Annotated in this window: 18 protein-coding genes; 8 read left to right on the plus strand and 10 right to left on the minus strand. The window is 69.2% G+C overall.

Annotation, left to right across the window (positions count from 1 at the left end; all coding sequences use genetic code 11):
* Positions 1-4 precede the first annotated feature (4 nt).
* Positions 5-880 (minus strand): haloalkane dehalogenase, encoded by an 876-nt coding sequence (locus tag ABEA43_RS01535; protein WP_345557825.1) that lies wholly within the window; start codon positions 878-880, stop codon positions 5-7.
* Between the two features lie 92 nt (positions 881-972).
* Between ABEA43_RS01535 and ABEA43_RS01540 the strand changes: the two genes are divergently transcribed.
* The 4 genes from ABEA43_RS01540 (at position 973) to ABEA43_RS01555 (ending at position 3,279) form a co-directional block, all read left to right on the plus strand.
* Positions 973-1,440 (plus strand): MarR family winged helix-turn-helix transcriptional regulator, encoded by a 468-nt coding sequence (locus tag ABEA43_RS01540; protein WP_345557827.1) that lies wholly within the window; start codon positions 973-975, stop codon positions 1,438-1,440.
* 80 nt (positions 1,441-1,520) lie between these two features.
* Positions 1,521-2,711: a helix-turn-helix domain-containing protein gene (locus ABEA43_RS01545; RefSeq protein WP_345557828.1), complete on the plus strand. Its 1,191-nt coding sequence runs from the start codon at positions 1,521-1,523 to the stop codon at positions 2,709-2,711.
* An 89-nt stretch (positions 2,712-2,800) separates the two neighbouring features.
* Complete coding sequence (locus tag ABEA43_RS01550; protein WP_345557830.1) at positions 2,801-2,995, plus strand: hypothetical protein; 195 nt, start codon at positions 2,801-2,803, stop codon at positions 2,993-2,995.
* Positions 2,992-3,279, plus strand: coding sequence for a hypothetical protein (locus tag ABEA43_RS01555; protein ID WP_345557832.1), 288 nt, complete (start codon positions 2,992-2,994; stop codon positions 3,277-3,279). Before ABEA43_RS01550 ends, ABEA43_RS01555 begins: the two co-directional genes overlap by 4 nt.
* Before the next feature lie 149 nt (positions 3,280-3,428).
* Here the strand turns inward: ABEA43_RS01555 and trpS are convergent, their stop codons facing one another.
* Positions 3,429-4,433 (minus strand): tryptophan--tRNA ligase, encoded by a 1,005-nt coding sequence (gene trpS / locus ABEA43_RS01560; protein WP_345557834.1) that lies wholly within the window; start codon positions 4,431-4,433, stop codon positions 3,429-3,431.
* Positions 4,434-4,447: 14 nt separating this feature from the next.
* A complete protein-coding gene (locus ABEA43_RS01565) occupies positions 4,448-5,761 on the minus strand; it encodes a hemolysin family protein (RefSeq protein WP_345557836.1) in 1,314 nt (437 codons plus the stop codon).
* 86 nt (positions 5,762-5,847) lie between these two features.
* Between ABEA43_RS01565 and galE the strand changes: the two genes are divergently transcribed.
* Positions 5,848-6,795, plus strand: a complete 948-nt coding sequence (gene galE, locus ABEA43_RS01570; protein WP_345557838.1) for a UDP-glucose 4-epimerase GalE — start codon at positions 5,848-5,850, stop codon at positions 6,793-6,795.
* Between the two features lie 269 nt (positions 6,796-7,064).
* On the opposite strand, the gene ABEA43_RS01575 is transcribed toward galE, so the two are convergent.
* Positions 7,065-8,051, minus strand: a complete 987-nt coding sequence (locus ABEA43_RS01575; RefSeq protein WP_345557840.1) for a malate dehydrogenase — start codon at positions 8,049-8,051, stop codon at positions 7,065-7,067.
* Between the two features lie 58 nt (positions 8,052-8,109).
* Complete coding sequence (locus tag ABEA43_RS01580; protein ID WP_345557842.1) at positions 8,110-10,143, minus strand: serine/threonine-protein kinase; 2,034 nt, start codon at positions 10,141-10,143, stop codon at positions 8,110-8,112.
* A 172-nt stretch (positions 10,144-10,315) separates the two neighbouring features.
* Here ABEA43_RS01580 and ABEA43_RS01585 point away from each other — a divergent pair, with 172 nt between their 5' ends.
* Positions 10,316-11,443 carry a saccharopine dehydrogenase family protein gene (locus tag ABEA43_RS01585; RefSeq protein WP_345557844.1) on the plus strand — a complete coding sequence of 376 codons (1,128 nt, stop codon included), beginning with the start codon at positions 10,316-10,318 and terminating at the stop codon, positions 11,441-11,443.
* An 11-nt stretch (positions 11,444-11,454) separates the two neighbouring features.
* Here the strand turns inward: ABEA43_RS01585 and ABEA43_RS01590 are convergent, their stop codons facing one another.
* Positions 11,455-12,483, minus strand: coding sequence for a polysaccharide deacetylase family protein (locus tag ABEA43_RS01590; protein WP_345557845.1), 1,029 nt, complete (start codon positions 12,481-12,483; stop codon positions 11,455-11,457).
* A gap of 168 nt (positions 12,484-12,651) precedes the next feature.
* Here ABEA43_RS01590 and ABEA43_RS01595 point away from each other — a divergent pair, with 168 nt between their 5' ends.
* The gene (locus tag ABEA43_RS01595) at positions 12,652-13,323 is read left to right on the plus strand and encodes a TetR/AcrR family transcriptional regulator (protein ID WP_345557847.1); all 672 of its coding nucleotides are present in this window, start codon (positions 12,652-12,654) and stop codon (positions 13,321-13,323) included.
* A gap of 82 nt (positions 13,324-13,405) precedes the next feature.
* Here ABEA43_RS01595 and ABEA43_RS01600 read toward each other — a convergent pair whose 3' ends face one another.
* The 3 genes from ABEA43_RS01600 to ABEA43_RS01610 all read right to left on the minus strand — a co-directional run bounded on the left by ABEA43_RS01600 (position 13,406) and on the right by ABEA43_RS01610 (position 16,160).
* A complete protein-coding gene (locus tag ABEA43_RS01600; protein WP_345557849.1) occupies positions 13,406-14,623 on the minus strand; it encodes an NADP-dependent isocitrate dehydrogenase in 1,218 nt (405 codons plus the stop codon).
* 53 nt (positions 14,624-14,676) lie between these two features.
* Positions 14,677-14,976 (minus strand): DUF3017 domain-containing protein, encoded by a 300-nt coding sequence (locus ABEA43_RS01605; protein WP_345557850.1) that lies wholly within the window; start codon positions 14,974-14,976, stop codon positions 14,677-14,679.
* A 62-nt stretch (positions 14,977-15,038) separates the two neighbouring features.
* Positions 15,039-16,160: a citrate/2-methylcitrate synthase gene (locus ABEA43_RS01610; protein WP_345557852.1), complete on the minus strand. Its 1,122-nt coding sequence runs from the start codon at positions 16,158-16,160 to the stop codon at positions 15,039-15,041.
* Between the two features lie 181 nt (positions 16,161-16,341).
* Between ABEA43_RS01610 and ABEA43_RS01615 the strand changes: the two genes are divergently transcribed.
* Entirely contained in the window at positions 16,342-16,989 is a 648-nt protein-coding gene (locus ABEA43_RS01615; RefSeq protein WP_345557854.1) for an FHA domain-containing protein, read from the plus strand.
* 279 nt (positions 16,990-17,268) lie between these two features.
* On the opposite strand, the gene ABEA43_RS01620 is transcribed toward ABEA43_RS01615, so the two are convergent.
* A complete protein-coding gene (locus ABEA43_RS01620; protein WP_345557856.1) occupies positions 17,269-18,798 on the minus strand; it encodes a glycoside hydrolase family 10-like protein in 1,530 nt (509 codons plus the stop codon).
* Positions 18,799-18,818: the final 20 nt, after the last annotated feature.

Here is an 18,818-nt window from a genome sequence, read left to right on the forward strand (position 1 = left end):
GTCGCTAGTTGCCGTGGCGGGACGCCCAGGCGGCGATCGCCGCGGCGATGGCCGCGGGCCGATCCTCCGGCGCGTGATGCCCGGCCGGCCCGCAGTGCTCGGTCTCCAGCGCGGCGATGTTCCGCGCGCACCAGGCCGCCAGCTCCGCGCCGACCAGCAGCGTCGGCGAGGAGTCGAACGTGAGCAGCAGCTTGGGGACGTCGTCACTGCTCGCCAGCCACTTCCCGGACCGCTCGACGGTCTCGGCCACGTCGGCGGGATCGCCGTCGAGCGGGATGGAGCGCGCCCACGTCAGCAGCGGGCGGCGGCTCTCACGAGTCGGGTACGGGGCCAGGTACGGCGCCTTCTCCTCCTCGCTCAACGCCGTCAGCACCCCGCCGGTGAACGCGCTCTCCACCAGGAAGTTCTGCTCCAGCGCCAGAGCCTCGCCCTCCGGACCGCGGATCAGCTCCGACCGGGCCCGCGGCGCCTCACCCAGGTCCGCCCAGCTCAGCGGGCGGACGAACGTCTCCATGAAGGCCACCCCGCGCACCCGCCCCGGATGGCGGACGGCCCGGTCGAAGGCCAGCACGCCACCCCAGTCGTGCCCGACGAGGACCACCTCCTCCAGCCCCAGCGCGTCGAACCAGGCGTCGAGGTAGCGGGCATGGTCGCCCAGCCGGTAGGGGATGTCGGGCTTGCCCGAGCGGCCCATGCCGATCAGATCGGGGGCGAGCAGCCGCCGGCCGGGGGCCGCCACCCCGGGCAGCACATTCCGCCACAGGCGCGATGAGGACGGGTTGCCGTGCAGGAAGACGAACGTGGCGCCATCACCGGCGGCGCCGGGGGTCGTCACGTCTTCGTAGTACATCGTCGAGCCGAGCACGTCGATCTCAGGCATGCCACTCTCCCATTCGTTCGTTGGACTAACGTTCGTGGCACTAACGAACGTACATCGTTAGTGCCACTAACGCAACGGGATAGGATCACCGCATGACGGACCCCATGGACGAGCAGGAGACCCCCGCCCCGCTGCGGGTCCTGCCCAGCCGGATGCTCTCGCTGGTCGCCATGCACTCCGACCGGCTGGTCAGCGACGGGCTCGCCGGCGCGGACGCCCGCAAATGGCACTACGCGGCCCTCGTGGCGCTGCGCGAGAGCGGCCCGATGAGCCAGGCGGAGCTGAGCAGGCGCACCGGCATCTACCGCAGCGACCTCGTCGCCGTCATCAACGAGCTGGCCGAACGCGATTACGTCGAGCGCGCGCCGGACGCCGGAGACCGCCGCCGCAATGTCATCACCATCACGTCCCAGGGCCGCCGGCACCTGAGCCGGCTGGACAAGCTGATCTCGGAGCTCCAGGAGGACCTGCTCGCGCCCCTGACCGGTCCGGAACGTGAGCGATTCACGGATTTTCTGGCCCGTCTCCTGTCTCACCACTCAGGGCGCGGCCCCTCCTGAGCAGGGCGGAAACCATGGCAGCCGCCTTCTTGGAGCCCTAGCCTGTGGGTGTCGGGACAGAGCCAGGAGGCATCGCGCCCATGACCGAAATCAGCACCGGGCAAATGGTCAGGCTCCAGCGCGAACGGCGGGGCATGAGCACCACCGCGCTGGCCACCCAGTCCGGATGCACCACCAGGCACATCGAGCTGATCGAGCACGGCAAGCGAACCCCCTCGCTCCCCCTCCTGCGCGAGATCGCCAAAGTGCTCGGCGTGCGCACCGCCGTGCTGTTAGGCGAAGCCCCGCGCGACTCGCACGAGCCCAGCCGGCCGCAGATCAGCGACATCGAGCGCGCCCTGTTCACCGGCCGCACCTCGCCGCCCGACATCGAGCCGCCCGACGCCGAGCAGCTCTCAGAACGCGTGACGGCGGCCCGCAACACCTGGTTCACCTCGACGCGCCGCTACTCGGTCCTGATGGCGGCCCTGCCCTCGCTGGTCTCCGATGCCGAGCACCTCGCGCTGGAGCGCACGCCGGCCGCGTACAGCGTGGCGACGGACGCGTACATGCTGGCCAGGGGTGTGCTCAAGCACCTGCAGCGGGTGGATCTCGCCCATATGGCCGCCGACCGGGCCATGCGCTTCGCCGAGGAGTCCGGCGATCCGCTGATGCTCGGGTGGTCGTACTGGAATCTGGGGCAGTCGATGCTGTCCGACGACATGCACCAGATCGCGTACGACGTCGCGCGGCGCGGCATCGAGATCCTCCAGCCGCACGTCGGGGACGGCGACGAGCGCCACATCAAGGCGCTGGGCGCGCTGCACCTGCTCGCCGCCATCAGCGCGGCCCGCTGCGGCGACGACGACGAGGCCAGGGAGACGGTACGCGGGCCGGCGGCGCAGCTCGCGGAGCGCGTCGAGGACGGGTCGGGGGCCTACGACCTGGCCTTCTTCGGCCCCACCAACGTCGCCATCCACATGGCCAGCATCGAGAACGACACCGGCCGCCCCGAGGCGGTGCTGCGCATCGCCGACGACATCGACCTGCGCCAGACCCCCTCCATCGAACGGCGCACCACCCACCTGGGGCACGTCGCCCGCGCCTGCGAAGACCTCGGCGACGACGCCGCCAGCCTGCTCCACCTGCTGAGAATCGAGCGTGAATGCCCGGAGGAGCTCGACCACAAGCTGCTGCTGAGAGAGATGGTCCGGTCGCTGGCGCGACGGGCGCGGCCGTCCTGGGCGCCGGAGGCGCGCTACCTCGCCGAGCGGCACGGCATCCTGCCCTGAGGTACGAACTCAGAGTTCGGTCATGGCGAACCGGGAGATCTGTCGCCACAGTTCGTCACGCACCGGTGCGCCGATGCCACCCTGCGTTCATGACCACAGCGCCGAGTGCCGATTTCGTCATGGAACGCCTGCTGCAGGAGGCTACGCGGGAGTTCCCCGGGTGGGCGTTCGAACGAGATCACACCGGGTGGACCGCCGCACGCGGCGAGATCCGGCTCACCAGGCCCAGCCTGGCCGCTCTGCGCGCCATCCTGCGCGTGCACAGGGAGACGCGACGGAGATGATCGACACCCCGGCCGAAGGGCGGGCCGAGAGCGACGGCCCGCTCGCCGGGCGTCAGCTCGACGCCCTGCGCACCACGTATCCCGCATGGGAGATCCAGCATCTCCCGGAGGGGCCGGGCCAGGCCAGGTGGACGGCCAGGCTGCGGCGGCCGATCACGGCGCAGTTGCGGGCCGTGGGGGTGCAGGAGCACGTCGCGGGGCCCGACGCCTTCACGCTCGCCTCGGCCCTGGCCCACCAGGCCGCGCTCCTCCACAACCGGAGATCGAGAACCTGGTCCACCTGATCCGGCGCCTCGTACACCCGATCCGATGCCTGGCCTCGATCTGATGCCTGGCCCACCGATCGCCTCCGCCTGCTGTGCGGGCGGAGGCACCGGGCAGAGGCACCGGGCAGAGGCACCGGGTGGGCGGAGGCCCGGGACATCGCGGCGGACTACACCGTGGGCAGGAAGCCGACCTTGTCGCGGACCTCGGCCATGGTCTGCCGCGCCACCGCCGACGCGCGCTCGGCGCCGATGGCCAGCAGGCGGTCGAGCTCCACCTCGTCCGACAGCAGCTTCTCCGTACGCTCCCTGATCGGCGTGAACGTCTCCACCACCGCCTCGGCCACCTCCTTCTTGAAGGTGCCGTAGCCCTGGCCCGCGTAACGGGCGACGAGCTCGGGGATGGGCGTCCCGGTCAGCGCCGACTGGATGCGGAGCAGGTTGGAGATGCCCGGCTTGTTCTCCTCGTCGAACAGCACCTCAGAGCCCGTGTCCGTGACCGCCCGCATGACCTTCTTCCGCAGCGGTCCCGGCTGCTCCAGGACGTCCAGGATGCCGGCCGGGCTGGAGGACGACTTCGACATCTTCGCCGTCGGCTCCTGGAGGTCGGTGATCTTCTCGACCTCCTTGAGGATGTGCGGCTCGGGCAGCGTGAAGGTGTCGCCGAAGCGGTGGTTGAAGCGCTGCCCCAGGTCGCGGGTGAGCTCCAGGTGCTGCTTCTGGTCGGCGCCCACCGGGACCCGGTTGGCCTGGTAGATCAGGATGTCGGCGGCCTGCAGGATCGGGTAGGTGAAGAGACCGACGCTGGCCGCGTTCTCGCCGAACTTGGCTGACTTGTCCTTGAACTGCGTCATCCGCGCCGCCTCGCCCATGCCGGTGAGGCAGATGAGCACCCAGGCCAGCTCGGTGTGCTCGCGCACGTGCGACTGCACGAAGACGGTGGAGCGCTCCGGGTCGAGCCCGGCGGCGAAGAGCTGCGCGGCGGCCACCCGGCTGCGGCGGCGCAGGGCGGCCGGCTCGGTGGGCACGGTGATCGCGTGGAGATCGACCACGCAGTAGAACGCGTCGTGGGTCTCCTGCAAGGTGACCCACTGGCGGACCGCACCCAGGTAATTGCCCAGGTGGAAGGAGTCCGCCGTGGGCTGGATGCCGGAGAGTACACGAGGTCTGGCCATAGCCGGCAATTGTGTCAGGAATCCTGCTCGGGCGGCGACTCGGCGACCGGTCGGCGTTTCACTCTCACTTTCGCGATACGGCGGCCGTCCAGCTCGGTCACGGTCAGCTCGAAGTCCGTGACCTCCACGCGCTCGCCGGCCGCGGGCACGTGGCCCAGCATGGCCATGACGAACCCGGCCAGCGTCTCGTAAGGACCGTCCGGCAGCCGGATGCCGGTCTCGGTGGCGAAGTCGTTGAGGTTGGTCAGGCCGTCGATCTCGATCTCGCCCGCGGGCAGGATCACCACGTCCTCCTCGACGTCGTACTCGTCCCTGATGTCGCCGATCAGCTCCTCGACCAGGTCCTCCATGGTGACGATGCCGGCTGTGCCGCCGTACTCGTCCACCACGATCGCCAGGTGCTGGCCCTCGTCGCGCATCTCGTTGAGCGTGGTGAGCAGGCGCTTGGACGCGGGCACGAACTTGGCCGCCCGGATCGGCACGACCGCGCCGATGGGCTCGACCCGGCCGGTGAGCTCGGGGTCCAGCAGGTCGCGTACGTGGACGAAGCCGACGATCTCATCGTAGGACTCGCGGTAGACGGGGAAGCGTGAGTGCGGGAGCCCTGCCGCGAGCCGCGCCGCCTGGTCGAGCGGCGTGTCGATGTCCATGAACTCGACCTCGGTGCGGGGCAGCATCACCTCCCTGAGCTGCCGCTTCCCTGCGGCGAAGACCTCGCCGATCAGCTTGCGCTCGTCGGCGGTGAGGTCGGTGTGCCCGACCACCATGTCGCGCAGCTCCTCGGTGGTGACCTCCTCCCTGTCGGCGTCGGGGTTGCCGCCGAGCAGCCGGACCACGCCGTCGGTGGACTTCGACAGCGTCCAGATGATCGGCCGCGACAGCGAGGCGATCCGGTCGAGGAACGGGGCCACGTACAGCGACAGCCCTTCCGCCCGCTGGAGCGCCAGGCGCTTGGGGGCGAGCTCTCCCAGCACCAGCGAGGCGTACGAGATCGCCAGCGTCACCAGCACGAGCGCGAGCACCGGCGAGACGGCGACGGGCACCCGCCACTCCTCCAGCACGGGCACGAGCTGGGCCGCCAGCCGGTCGGCGCCGAACGCGGCCGACAGCATGGTGGCGACCGTGACGCCGATCTGGACGGCGGACAGGAACCGGTTGGGGTCTCGGGCGAGCTTGGCCACGCGCTCGCCTCTGCGGCCCTTCTGCGAAAGCTTGCGGACCTGGCTGTCCCTCAGGGAGACCATCGCGATTTCGGCGGCGGCGAAGAATCCCCCGATGAGAATGAAGAGCAGGACCAGGGCGATGTTGGCCGCGACGGTGTCAAACATGGTGGTTGGCAGCGTACTCGGCGGCTTTCCCGCGTATGCTGAACCGCGAGCCGTACAAAATCAAACATATCTGAACAGGAGTAAACATGAGGCTGTTGGTCACCGGAGGTGCCGGCTACGTCGGCAGTGTCGTCGCGGCGCAGCTCATCGAGGCGGGACACGAGGTGACCGTGCTCGACGACCTGTCCACGGGACACGAGGACGCGGTCCCGGAGGGCGCCCGCTTTGTGGGCAAGCCCATCACCGAGGCGCACGACGCGCTCGGCGAGGTGGACGCGGTGCTGCACTTCGCGGCCAAGTCCTTGGTGGGCGAGTCGGTGCAGCAGCCGGGGCTCTATTGGGCCAACAACCTGGGCGGCACGCTGGCCCTGCTGGAGGCCATGCGGGAGCAGGGCGTGGGCAGGATCGTGTTCTCCTCGACGGCGGCCACGTACGGGGAGCCCGAGCGCACACCCATCCAGGAGAGCGATCCCACGCGCCCGACCAACCCCTACGGCGCGTCCAAGCTGGCCGTGGACGCGGCCCTGACGGCGTACGCGCAGCTCCGGGGGCTGGGCGCGGTGAGCCTGCGCTACTTCAACGTGGCGGGCGCCTACGGCCGCTTCCGCGAGCGGCACACGATCGAGACCCACCTCATCCCGAACGTGCTCAAGGTCGCCACCGGCGAGCGCGAGTCCGTGAACGTGTTCGGGACCGACTACCCGACGCCCGACGGCACCTGCGTGCGCGACTACGTGCACGTGTCCGACCTGGCCAAGGCTCATGCGCTGGCGCTGGAGGCGGTCACGCCCGGCGAGCACAAGATCTACAACCTGGGCAGCGGCACCGGCTTCTCCGTGCAGGAGGTGATCTCGGTCTGCCGCGAGGTCACCGGGCACGAGATCCCGGCCGTCATCGGGGAGCGCCGCCCCGGCGATCCGGCCGTGCTGGTCGCCTCGTCCGCCAAGATCCAGCGCGAGCTGGGCTGGAAGGCCGAGCGAGCCGCGCTGAAGGACATCGTTTCCGACGCATGGGGAGCGCTTTCCGGCAAATGAGTGATGCGGGAGCCGGATATGTGCTGTGATACCGAAATGTGAGGAGCTTTTCACCAAGGGTCACGAAGCTGCTCTTTGGTGCCCTCATCACGGTCGGCAGCCTGACGGCCGCCGCCGGCGTCATCTTCGCCACCCCGCAGCCGGCTCCCGCCGTCGGGCCGTCGCCCTGCCCGCTGACGAGCCGCCCCACGCCACCCGAGGTGGCGCCCTGAGCTCGGGAACGGCGACGGCGCCCCCCGTGGATGACGGAAGGCGCCGCAGGCGGAGCGTCAGATGAGGCCGAGGCCCTTCACCGCGTCGCGCTCCTCGGCCAGCTCACGAACGCTGGCGTCGATGCGGTCGCGGGAGAACGCGTCGATCTCCAGGCCCTGGATGATCTCGAACTGGCCGTTCACCGCGCGCACGGGGAACGACGAGATGAGCCCCTCTGCGACGCCGTACGAGCCGTCGGAGACGACCGCGGCCGAGGTCCAGTCGGTGCCGTTGACCCAGTCGTGAACGTGGTCGATCGCGGCGTTGGCGGCCGAGGCGGCCGAGGAGGCGCCGCGGGCCTCGATGATGGCGGCGCCGCGCTTGGCCACCGTCGGGATGAACGTCTCGCGCAGCCACTCGCCGTCGACCTGCTCGGCCGCGACCTTGCCGCCCACCTCGGCGTGGAACAGGTCGGGGTATTGCGTCGCGGAGTGGTTGCCCCAGATGGTCATGTTCTTGATCTCGGTGACGGGGACCTGGAGCTTGGCGGCGAGCTGGGACAGCGCGCGGTTGTGGTCGAGCCGCGTCATCGCCGTGAAGCGGTCGGCGGGCACGTCGGGCGCGTTCTGCTGGGCGATGAGCGCGTTGGTGTTGGCCGGGTTGCCCACGACCAGGACCCTGATGTCGTCGGCGGCGTGCTCGTTGATCGCCTTGCCCTGCGGGCCGAAGATGCCGCCGTTGGCGCCGAGCAGGTCGCCCCGCTCCATGCCGGCCTTCCGCGGCATGGCGCCGACCAGCAGACCGACGTTGGCGCCGGCGAAGGCGACGTTGGGGTCATCGGTGATCTCGATGCCCGACAGCAGCGGGAACGCGCAGTCGTCCAGCTCCATCGCGGTGCCCTCGGCCGCCTTCACGGCTGCCGGGATCTCCAGCAGGCTGAGCTTCACCGGGACGTCGGCGCCGAGCAGCTGCCCCGACGCGATGCGGAACAGCAATGCGTAGCCGATCTGCCCGGCGGCTCCGGTGACGGTCACCTTGACGGGCACAGTGGCTGACGACGCCATGGCCTTCCCCTAACTCGCAGGACGATTCGTTGACGTTGGGGATGTTACCCGCTCGTCATCAGCAGGTTTCCATCGCGGGCACCTTCAGCTCAGGTTCGAAGTCCACCTTTGCGAACTGCCTGGTCAGGAGTTGCTTGATGACGCCCTTGGCGTAGAGGTCGGCGATGACGGCCTTCACCGCCTTGCAGCTCTTCACGTCGCCGTCCTTGATGCCGACGGCGTAGCGCTCGTTGTTGAGCTTGGCGCCGAGGATCTTGTAGCGCATGTTCTCCCTGCTGGCGAAGCCGGCCAGGATCACGTCGTCGCCCGGCACCGCGTCCACGCCGCCGCTCCTGAGCAGGTCCATGCAGATGGCGTAGTCGCCGGCCGCCACGGGCTTGACCTTCACCTTGTCCTGCACCGCGCCGACGGACGGGCTGTCGGGGGCGCAGAGCTTCTTGCCCTCCAGGTCCTCCAGGGAGTCGATGCCGCTGCCCGAGCGTACGAGGACGTCCCGGTGCGCCACGTAGTAGGGTCCGGCGAACTGGACCTCGCTGTCGTCGACGGAGTAGGTGGCGACGATGAGGTCGACCCGGCCGTCGTCCAGCGCGCTCGCCCGGTCGTCCCGGCCGATCTTGACGAGCTCCGTCTCCCTGGCCCCTAACCCGGTGGCGATGCGCTTGGCGATCTCGATGTCGAAGCCCTGGAAATCGTCGCCGTTCTGCAGCGCGACGCCCGGCAGGTCGCCCTTCACGCCGATCACGATCCGCCCGGTCTGAGCGACCTTGTCCACCACGGTGGCGAACGGGCCCTGCTCGGACGGCTCCTGCCCGGAGGTCGTCGGCTCGGGCTCCGCGCCGAACCCCGGCCAGTCGTTCAGCGCGAGCGCGAACGCCGCGGCGGCGACCAGGACGAGCGCGGTGAGCCCGGCGATCCACAGCTTCACCCGGCCGCGCCGCGCGGGCGCGCCCGGCTCGGTCACGGGGTACGGAGTCCCGCCCGTCTCCGGCGGCACCACGAGCGCCTGGAGGCTGCTGTGCGCCCCAGAGCCGCCCGAATGCCCCGAAGTGCCCGTGTCGGAGTGCGCCGGGACGCTCTGGCCCGTGGACGGCGCGGCAGAGCCCGAGTGCCCCGGCTGCCCCGAGCCCGCATGCGTCGGGCCGCCCGCCCGGCTCGGCGGCGCGGTGGTGCCCTGGCCGGGCTTGTCGGTGATCGACCCGGCCGACACCCGCGTGAACGGCGTGGTGTCGTCGCTGGCCACCTGCACACCCCTGGTGAGCACCGCCGTGGAGGCCCCCACCGTGGACGACTGCCCGAGCAGCCGCAGCAGGATCTGGTCGGCCGACGGACGCTCGGCCGGGGACTTGCTCAGCGCGGAGCGCACCACGCTCTGCAGCGGCTCCGGCATCATGGTGACGTCGACCTCGTGGTTGAGGATCCGGTTGAGCACCACGGCGATGGACTTGCCCTCGAAGGCGGTCTTCCCCGTCGCCGCGAAGGCGATGGTCGCGCCCCACGAGAACACGTCGGTGTAGGGGCCGATGTCGTCGCCTGCGATCTGCTCGGGCGCCATGTAGGCGGGCGTGCCGATGGCCCGGCTGGTGATGGTGCCCGTGGAGTCGATGATCCGGGCGATCCCGAAGTCCACCACGCGCGGCCCGTCGGCGGCGATCAGCACGTTGTCGGGCTTGAAGTCCCTGTGCACGATCGAGGCGTGGTGAATCGCGGTGAGCGCGGTGGCGGTGCCGATGGCGAGCCGGTCGAGCACGGTGCCGCTGAGCGGCCCGTCGGTCTCGACGATCTCCCTGAGCGGGCGGCCGTCGATGTACTCGCTGGCGATGTACGGCGTGTCGCCGTCGAGATCGGCCGCCACCACCCGGGCCGTGCAGAACGAGGCGACCCGCTGCGCCGCCTTCAGCTCTCTGGCGAACCGCGACCTGGCGATGGTGTCACCGGTGAACTTGACGTGCAGCAGCTTGATCGCGGCCTGCTCACCGGCGTCGGTGAGGCCCAGATAGACGATGCCCTGACCACCTTCTCCGATCCGTCCGGACAGCCGGAACGGTCCCAGCTCAGTGGGATCGCCGGCGACCAGCGGCGAGATTTGCGGCATACGTCATCCCCACGTGTCCTGAACCCCAACGAGGCAAACTTTACGACGCTCAGCAACTTCACAGGGATCCGTTAACCGTTCGTGACGTCACGGTTTGCCTTATTCGTCATGGAATCGGTCAGATAATCGAGGTCCCTTGCGTCTCTGGGCTCCTGCGAGGAATCTCCAGATCATGGATCGTCCGTACGACATCGTGCTCTTCGGAGCGAGCGGCTTCACCGGCGCGCTCACGGCAGACTATCTCGCCAGGACCGCACCTGCCGGCACCCGCTGGGCGCTGGCCGGGCGCGACCGGGCCAAGCTGGAGCGGCTCGGGCTGGACGTGCCGATCCTGATCGCCGACGCCGCCGACCCCGCCGCGCTGGCGGAGCTCGCCCGCGGCACGCGCGTGCTGGCCACCACGGTCGGCCCCTACGTGACGTACGGCGAGCCGCTCGTCGCCGCCTGCGCCGACGCCGGCACCCACTACCTGGACCTCACGGGCGAGGCCGAGTTCGTGGACCGGATGTACGTGCGCTACCACCACCGGGCCACGCGGAGCGGCGCCAAGCTGGTGCACGCCTGCGGCTTCGACTCCATCCCGTGGGACCTCGGCGCCCTGCACACCGTCAGCCGGCTCCCCGAGGGCGTCCCGCTCAAGGTCAGCGCCTTCCTGCGGGCGAACGCGAGCGCGTCGGGCGGCACCATCGCGTCCGCGATGACGATCGCCGGCCGCGTCCGCCAGCTCGTCGAGCAGGGCACGCAGCGCCGCTCCGCCGAGCCCCGGCCGAAGGGCCGCAAGGTGAGCGCGCTGCCCGGCGGCGTCCGCTACGTGGGCGGCTGGGCCCTGCCGATGCCCACCCTCGACCCGCAGATCGTCGGCTACTCGGCCCGCCTGCTCGACCGGTACGGCCCGGACTTCACCTACCGCCAGTACTACGCGGTCAGGACCCTCCCCGCGGCGCTGGCGACGGTGGCCGGCGCGGGCGCGCTGGTGGCGCTCGCGCAGATCCCCGCCGTCCGCGAACGCGTCCAGGACCGGATGCGGCCGGGCGAGGGACCGTCGCCGGAGCGGCGCGCGAAGAGCTGGTTCAAGGTCACGCTGCTCGGCGAGGGCGGCGGCGAGCGCGTGGTGACGGAGGTCGCGGGCGGCGACCCCGGCTACGACGAGACCGCCAAGATGCTCGCGGAAGCCGCCCTGTGCCTGGCCTTCGACGACGTGCCCGAGCGGGCCGGCCAGCTCACGACGGCCTCCGCCATGGGACGGCCGCTGATCGAGCGCCTGCACCGCGCGGGCATCACGTTCACCGCCCGGTCCTGACCACCGCCCCGTCAGTAGGCCAGGCTCCAGGTGGCGAAGGACTTACGCAGGTACGGGGCCTTGTACTTCGGGTACGCGACCGTCCGCACGTCACCGTCGGAGGTGTAGCGCATGTCCGGGTTGTTCTTGAGCCAGTCGAGCCAGGCCGCCGAGCAGAACTGGGCGCAGTCGCCCTTCTTCTCCATCGCCTTGATGCGCGGGATCCCGGCCGCGTCGAACGACTTGCTGAACGGCGCCGGCGCGGGCGTGTAACCCGCGAGGAACACGCCCTTGTGGTTGTAGAGCTTGCCGGTCAGCGCCCAGTTCTTCTTGCTCGGCTGGTTGCCGTACGGCAGGGCGATCGTGCTGGGATTGATGGCGGACAAGGAGTTGATCTGCTTGGCGATCGTGCCGATCTGCTCCTCGACCTCCTTCTGCGAGCGGCCCCGCAGGTTGATGTGGTCGCGGGTGTGGTTGCCGATCTCGAACCCGTTGTCCTTCAGCCAGATCAGCGCCTGCGCCTGCTCCTCGCGTACGGTCTTGCCGAACATGTCGCGGGTCACGTAGAACGTGGCCGCCGGGCGCCAGCCAGGATGCTTGGCGGCCACTTCCTTCAGGATCGCGACGGCGGTGTCCTTCTGCGGCACGCCCATCTCGTTCAGGGTGAGCTGAGAGGGCGAGGAGTCGTCGAAGGTCAGGACGACGGGGTGCTTGCCCGCCGGGATGTCGATCTTGCCGGCCACCATCTCGGCGGCCGTGACCGGCACGTAGTCCTCCTTGACCAGCCGCTCCAGGTCTGCCCGGAACTGCTCGGGCGACCTGTCGTCCGTCGTGGCCGGCTTCGGGATGATCCGATGGAACATCAGCACCGGGATCTGCCCCAGCTCGTTGGCCTTGACCGCGGCAGCGGCCTTGACCTTGGCCGCCTTGGTCGCCTTGAGCTTGGCGGCGGAGTCGGCCTTGGTGTCGGCTATCTTCACGGTGGCGGGCTGCGAGTCGCACCCGGTCAGGATCGCGGCGGCGGCCAGCAGTCCCACCCCGCCCAAAATACGCAGTCGCATCCGAACCCCCCGAGACGCGCACGACTGTTACGTGATGGCTCCTACCCCACTGATCAACTGCGCCACGCCCCGCTCACCGTCAAGAGATGGTCTTGGAACTGCGTGCCCTGGTCGATGTAGATCGCGAGCGAGTGAGTGTCACTAGCGTTCCTGATAGCCTCTAACTGAGTGGGGAGAGGCGGCCAGGCCATGGCGGAGACGGGCACGAAGGCCCCACGCGAGCGCTACCGCGCCCAGGTGCGCGCGGAGATCAAGGAACACGCATGGGAGCAGATCGCCACCGCGGGCGCCTCCGCGCTCTCCCTCAACGCGATCGCCAAGCGGCTGGGCATGAGCGGGCCCGCCCTCTACCGCTACTACGCCAGCCGCGACGAGCTGATCACCGAGCTCATCAGGGACGCCTACCAGAGCCTCGCCACCACCGTCCGCGCGGCCGCCGAGCCCGGCCCTGACGTCGCCGCGCTCGCCCAGGCGCTGCGCCGCTGGGCGCTGGACGACCCCCAGCGCTACCTCCTCATCTACGGCACACCGGTCCCCGGCTACCACGCTCCCGACGACATCACGGCGATCTCGGCGAGCATCATGGCGACCCTGCTCGACGCCTTCGCCGCGCTGCCCTCCGGCGGCCCCGCGACACCGCTCGACGCGCACCTCGGAGAGCACCGGGAATGGGCCGGCGACCATCCCGCCCCGCCCGCCGTGCTCCGCCGGGCCCTGACGCTCTGGACCCGCCTGCACGGCGTCCTGTCGCTGGAGCTCGCCGGCCACTTCGCCGGGATGACCATCGACCCCGCCCAGCTCTTCACCGCCGAGGTGGACGACCTGCTGGACGCGAGGTGACCGGTGCCGCAGTGCGCCCCGACATGGGAAACGGCCCCTACCTAGCGGCGTAACCGCAGGTAGAGGCCGTGTCCGGCGACGGCTAGGCCGACATCTTCTTCTTGAGGTTCTCGTCCAGCGCGCCCAGGAAGTCCTGGGTGGTGAGCCACTTGGCGTCGCCGCCGACCAGGAGCGCGAGGTCCTTGGTCATCTGGCCGCCCTCGACGGTCTCGACGCAGACCTCCTCCAGCTTGTTCGCGAAGTCGGTCACGGCGGGGGTGTTGTCGAGCGTGCCACGGTGGGCCAGGCCGCGCGTCCACGCGAAGATCGAGGCGATCGGGTTCGTGGAGGTGGGGTTGCCCTTCTGGTGCTCGCGGTAGTGGCGGGTCACCGTGCCGTGGGCGGCCTCGGCCTCGACGGTACGGCCGTCGGGGGTCATCAGGACCGAGGTCATCAGGCCCAGCGAGCCGAAGCCCTGCGCGACGGTGTCGGACTGCACGTCGCCGTCGTAGTTCTTCGCGGCCCAGACGTAGCCGCCCTCCCACTTCATCGCCGCGGCGACCATGTCGTCGATGAGGCGGTGCTCGTAGGTGAGGCCGGCCTTCTCGAAGTCGCCCTTGAACTCGGTCTCGTAGATCTCGGCGAAGATGTCCTTGAAGCGGCCGTCGTAGGCCTTGAGGATCGTGTTCTTCGTGGAGAGGTAGACCGGGTAGTTGCGGTTGAGGCCGTAACGCATCGAGGCGCGGGCGAAGTCGCGGATCGACTCGTCGAGGTTGTACATCGCCATCGCGATGCCGCTGCCGGGAAAGTCGTACACGTCGAGCTCGATCGGCTCCGAGCCGTCCTTCGGCGTGAAGGTCAGGGTCAGCGTGCCCTCGCCGGGGATCTTCAGGTCGGTGGCGCGGTACTGGTCGCCGAAGGCGTGACGGCCGACGACGATCGGCTTGGTCCAGCCGGGTACGAGCCGCGGCACGTTCGACATGATGATCGGCTCGCGGAAGATGACGCCGCCGAGAATGTTGCGGATGGTCCCGTTGGGGGACTTCCACATCTTCTTGAGACCGAACTCCTCGACCCGCGCCTCGTCCGGGGTGATGGTGGCGCACTTCACACCGACGCCGTACTTCTTGATGGCGTTGGCGGAATCGATGGTGACCTGGTCGTCCGTGGCGTCGCGGTGCTCGATGCCGAGGTCGTAGTACTTCAGATCGACGTCGAGGTAGGGAAGGATCAGCTGGTCCTTGATGAACTGCCAGATGATCCGGGTCATCTCGTCGCCGTCAAGCTCGACGACGGGACCCTCCACCTTGATCTTGGGCATGCGAATGGTTCCCCTTCGATGAATTGATGCGTTGAGGCTATCGGACCGTCCGGTCAACGGTCGAAAAGGGACAGCAGCAACGCCTTGAGCCCGCTGTTGTACAGCAAGAGCGAGGTCAGGACCACGACGAAGCCGAAGCCGGCCAGCGTGATGATGTCGGTCCTCTTACTGCGTACGGACAGCTGCCCGCCGTAGCCGGCGAAGCGCAGCGCGGCGGCGACCATGATGACGGCGCCCAACGCGAACCCGCCCCAGCGCGGGTTCGCAAACAGGATCACGAGCACGCTGATGACCGCACCCGCCAGGATCAGCGGGTACGGTCCCCAGCTCTCGCGTTCGGTCCCTCGGCTCAACGCGCCCGCTCACGGTCGCATGCGCTACGAACCTGCGTTGGCATCGGTCCTCGCTCTTCCCATCATCTTTCGTCTATCGGCTTCCACTTCTGGTCGGTCTCACCGATGTACTCGCTGTCCGGCCGGATCAGCCGGTTGTCGGCATGCTGCTCGATGACGTGCGCCGTCCAGCCCGACATGCGGCTGATCGAGAAGACCGGGGTGAACAGGTCGGTGGGGATGCCGAGGTAGTGATACACCGACGCGGCGTAGAAGTCCACGTTGGGATAGAGGCCCTTCGTCTCGAAGACGACCTCCTCCATTTCCTTGGACATCCGATAGTAGGTGTCGTCGCCGCTGGACTCGGCCAGTTCGGCGGACATCCTGCGCAGGTGCGTGGCGCGTGGGTCCTCGGTCTTGTAGACGCGGTGGCCGAAGCCCATGATCTTCTCGCCCGCCGCGAGCTTGTCGCGCACCGCCTGGGCCACGCCACCGGGAGACAGCGACTCCAGCAGCTTCATGACCTGCTCGTTCGCCCCGCCGTGCAGGGGGCCCTTGAGGGTGCCGATGGCGGCCACGATGGCGGAGTGCATGTCCGACAGAGTCGCGGCGCAGACGCGGGCGGCGAACGTGGAGGCGTTCATGGTGTGGTCGGCGTGCAGGACCAGGCACTCGTCGAAGATCTCGACTTCGCGGGGGTCCGGGGTGTGACCGGTGACCTGGAGCAGGAAGTTCGCGGCGATGCTCAGTGAGGCGTCAGGCTCGGGGGCGCTGCCGCCGGAGCGGGCGGCGTGGTAGCGGGCCACCAGAAGGGGCTGCTGAGCGGTCAGCCTGGCCGCCTTGCGCAGGTTGGCGTCGGGCGCGATGGAGTCGTTGTCGTCATCGTCCGCGCCGGACAGCGACACCAGCGAGCGCAGCGCCTCCATCGGTTTCTGTTTTTCGGCGATCTCGGCGATGTTCGCGGACACCAGCGCGCCGAGTTCCCTGCCCTGCGCCAGATCGACGCCGTACGAGTCGAGCTGCGAGCGGGTGGGCAGCTTGCCGCGTTGCAGCAGGTGTGCGGTCTCCTCGAACGTCGCGCGGCCGGCCAGGTCGTGGATGTCGTATCCACGGTAGAAGAGCCGACCGGCCTTTCCGTCAATGTCGCTCAGCGCTGTGGACGCTGCGACGACATCGGCCAGACCTTTCGTTGGCTTGTCCGCCATGAGTGTTTCCTCCGCTTATCTCCGCCCGAAGTCTACCCGTGAGCAGGTAAAACCGTCCGCGAAGGTCCAGGCCAATTTCACGTCGGATTCTCCTTTCGGCAAAGGCGATTCCGCATCCCCTCGTTTGGGTAAGCCGGAGCTGTAGTAATAGTTACGGCGGGCTACCTGGGGAGGAACTGCCGTGGAGGGGCCGTTCATACGCATCGAGGACACTGGCGAGGTGGTCCCGTTGCGCCCCGAGATCACGACGGTAGGGAGGGGCCGGGGTGTTGACATCCGGCTCACCGATCCGAGCGTGTCTCGACTCCATGCCGAGTTCGTCAGACGAGGACCCTACCTGTATGTCGTGGACCTGGGACTGTCCAGGAACGGCACACGGGTGAATGGCAGGCCGATCGCCCGGAGGGTCCTTGACGACGGCGACGTCGTATCTTTCGGCGCGGCGCGGGGTCGCATCGGCGGAGTCCCACGTGAGGACTTCGCACCCGAGGTCGAGTTGCGCAGGGCAGCGGCGCCCGAGCTGACCAGACGTGAGGTCGATGTGCTGACCTCGCTCTGCAGGCCGGCGCTGTCGGACGAGGCGTTCGTCGCTCCGGCGACGGCACGTGAGATCGCCGACGACCTGGTCGTGACCGAGGCCGCGGTCAAGCAGCATCTGCTGCGGCTCTACCAGAAGTTCAGGATTCCCGAGGGCACCAACCGGCGCACGCGCCTCGCCAACGAGGTCGTCGCGCTCGGTCTGGTCCGCCCGACCCCTGTGGTGCCACCACAGCGGGCAGCGGGAGCTACGACCGAGCAGCCATCGGCGGCTGGGCGCAGGGCTTCTTAGAACCAGATCGCGACCGGGGCTTCGGCGAGGGGTTCCGGCAGCGTCGGAACCTGTGCACCACCATGCCCATGGGGCACGGTGACGAGCGGCGGCACGTGGCCTCACACCGAGATCCATCGGTGTGAGGCGGACATGCCGGGCTCGTCGACGGTCTGGAAACCGGCCGGCGGCGCGCGCAAGCGCAGCATGCCCGCGGGCCGGTCCCAGTCAGCCGTCGATCCACAGCGTCAGATCCCCGTCACAGATCCCTGCGTCAGAGCCCAAGGTCAGGGCACGGCGTCAGATCACGCGGAAGCCGTTGCTCGGCTTGCTGGTCCTGTTGGCGCGGTCCACCGCCACGACGTAGTAGTGGTGGCCGCGCTTGCCGTCCGGGTCGGTCCAGCGCACCTGCCGGTCCCCCGGCACGACCGCGACCAGATTGCGCGCGTCGGCGAAGGCGCCGGACGACACGTGCCGGTCGAAGCGGAAGATGGCGAACACGAACGGCTCGTCCCTGCCGGTCGCCACCGCCCGCACCTCGACCCCGCCGGAGCGGCGCAGCGCGTACGCGAGCACGGGCCGTTTGGGCTGCTCGCCGCCGGCCAGCCGGGGCAGGACGGGCGCGAGCGCGGGCCGCTGGTAGTGGTCGTTCACAGCGGTCGAGATGGAGCCGATCCGGTCCACCTTGACGTCGTTGGCGTTGTACCAGATGTCGCCGCCGACCTCGGGATGGTCCCTGTTGAGCGTGAGGTGCTTCGACAGCTCGGCCGGGACCTGCCACTCCGCCACCTGCGCGGGGTCGCCGGCCTTGTAGGCGGCCTGGCCGATCCACAGCAGCGTTTTCGTGCCGCTGGCCACGTCCGACCACCACGGCACCAGCTTGGAGTAGTCGGCCGGCGGCTGCCCGATGTACCAGTAGAGCTGCGGCGCGATGTAGTCCAGCCAGCCCTTCTTGACCCAGCCGCGGGTGTCGGCGTGCAGGTTGTCGTACGACTGGCCGCCGTTGGTCTCGGAGCCGAGCGGGTCGGTCGCCTTGTTGCGCCAGATGCCGGACGGGCTGATGCCCCAGGCGATCTCCGGCTTGGCCGCCAGCACGCGCTGCTGCATCTCCTGGACCATGAGGTCGACGTTGTTGCGCCGCCAGGTGGCCAGGTCGGGGAACCCGGCGCCGTACTTGGCGAACTCCTCGGCGTCGTCGAAAGCCGTCGTGTTCGTCGGGTAGAAATAATCGTCGAAGTGCAGGCCGTCGATGTCGTAGCGAATGATCGCGTCCATCATCGCGTCCTGACAGAACTTGCGTACCTCCGGCATGCCGGGGTTGTAGTACAACTTGCCGCCGAACGGCAGGATCCAGTCGGGGTGCTGCCGCCCGGGGTGGTCGGGGTGCAGCTTGGCCGGGTCGGCCTGCATCGAGACGCGGTACGGGTTGAACCACGCGTGGAAGGCCAGGCCGCGCTTGTGGGTCTCCGCCACGGCGAACCCGAGCGGATCGTAGCCGGGGTCCTGGCCCTGGGTGCCGGTCAGATACTGCGACCAGGGCTCGAAGGCCGACGGCCAGAACGCGTCGGCGGTCGGTCTGATCTGCACGAACACCGAGTTCAGCTTGCGCTGCACAGCCACGTCCAGCCAGGCGAGGTACTCGGCCTTCTGCTCGTCGGCGGTCAGTCCGGGCTTGGAGGGCCAGTTGATGTTGACCACGGAAGCGATCCACATGCCGCGCATCTGACGTAACGGCGGAATGTAGTCCGCCGCCGCGAACGCCGGCAGCGGTACGGAGGAAGCGGCGGCGGCGAGGGCGAGGCCCTTCAGGAGAGTCCGTCTGCTGGGCATTGGGGGGTGGCCTCCCGGAA

The sequence above is a fragment of the Nonomuraea rosea genome (assembly GCF_039539705.1).
Lineage (GTDB): Bacteria > Actinomycetota > Actinomycetes > Streptosporangiales > Streptosporangiaceae > Nonomuraea > Nonomuraea rosea.

Coding starts and splice junctions, on each gene's coding strand:
- ABEA43_RS01535 (WP_345557825.1), bottom strand. CDS start 880: ATGCCTGAGATCGACGTGCTCGGCTCGACGATGTACTACGAAGACGTG.
- ABEA43_RS01540 (WP_345557827.1), top strand. CDS start 973: ATGACGGACCCCATGGACGAGCAGGAGACCCCCGCCCCGCTGCGGGTC.
- ABEA43_RS01545 (WP_345557828.1), top strand. CDS start 1,521: ATGACCGAAATCAGCACCGGGCAAATGGTCAGGCTCCAGCGCGAACGG.
- ABEA43_RS01550 (WP_345557830.1), top strand. CDS start 2,801: ATGACCACAGCGCCGAGTGCCGATTTCGTCATGGAACGCCTGCTGCAG.
- ABEA43_RS01555 (WP_345557832.1), top strand. CDS start 2,992: ATGATCGACACCCCGGCCGAAGGGCGGGCCGAGAGCGACGGCCCGCTC.
- trpS (WP_345557834.1), bottom strand. CDS start 4,433: ATGGCCAGACCTCGTGTACTCTCCGGCATCCAGCCCACGGCGGACTCC.
- ABEA43_RS01565 (WP_345557836.1), bottom strand. CDS start 5,761: ATGTTTGACACCGTCGCGGCCAACATCGCCCTGGTCCTGCTCTTCATT.
- galE (WP_345557838.1), top strand. CDS start 5,848: ATGAGGCTGTTGGTCACCGGAGGTGCCGGCTACGTCGGCAGTGTCGTC.
- ABEA43_RS01575 (WP_345557840.1), bottom strand. CDS start 8,051: ATGGCGTCGTCAGCCACTGTGCCCGTCAAGGTGACCGTCACCGGAGCC.
- ABEA43_RS01580 (WP_345557842.1), bottom strand. CDS start 10,143: ATGCCGCAAATCTCGCCGCTGGTCGCCGGCGATCCCACTGAGCTGGGA.
- ABEA43_RS01585 (WP_345557844.1), top strand. CDS start 10,316: ATGGATCGTCCGTACGACATCGTGCTCTTCGGAGCGAGCGGCTTCACC.
- ABEA43_RS01590 (WP_345557845.1), bottom strand. CDS start 12,483: ATGCGACTGCGTATTTTGGGCGGGGTGGGACTGCTGGCCGCCGCCGCG.
- ABEA43_RS01600 (WP_345557849.1), bottom strand. CDS start 14,623: ATGCCCAAGATCAAGGTGGAGGGTCCCGTCGTCGAGCTTGACGGCGAC.
- ABEA43_RS01610 (WP_345557852.1), bottom strand. CDS start 16,160: ATGGCGGACAAGCCAACGAAAGGTCTGGCCGATGTCGTCGCAGCGTCC.
- ABEA43_RS01620 (WP_345557856.1), bottom strand. CDS start 18,798: ATGCCCAGCAGACGGACTCTCCTGAAGGGCCTCGCCCTCGCCGCCGCC.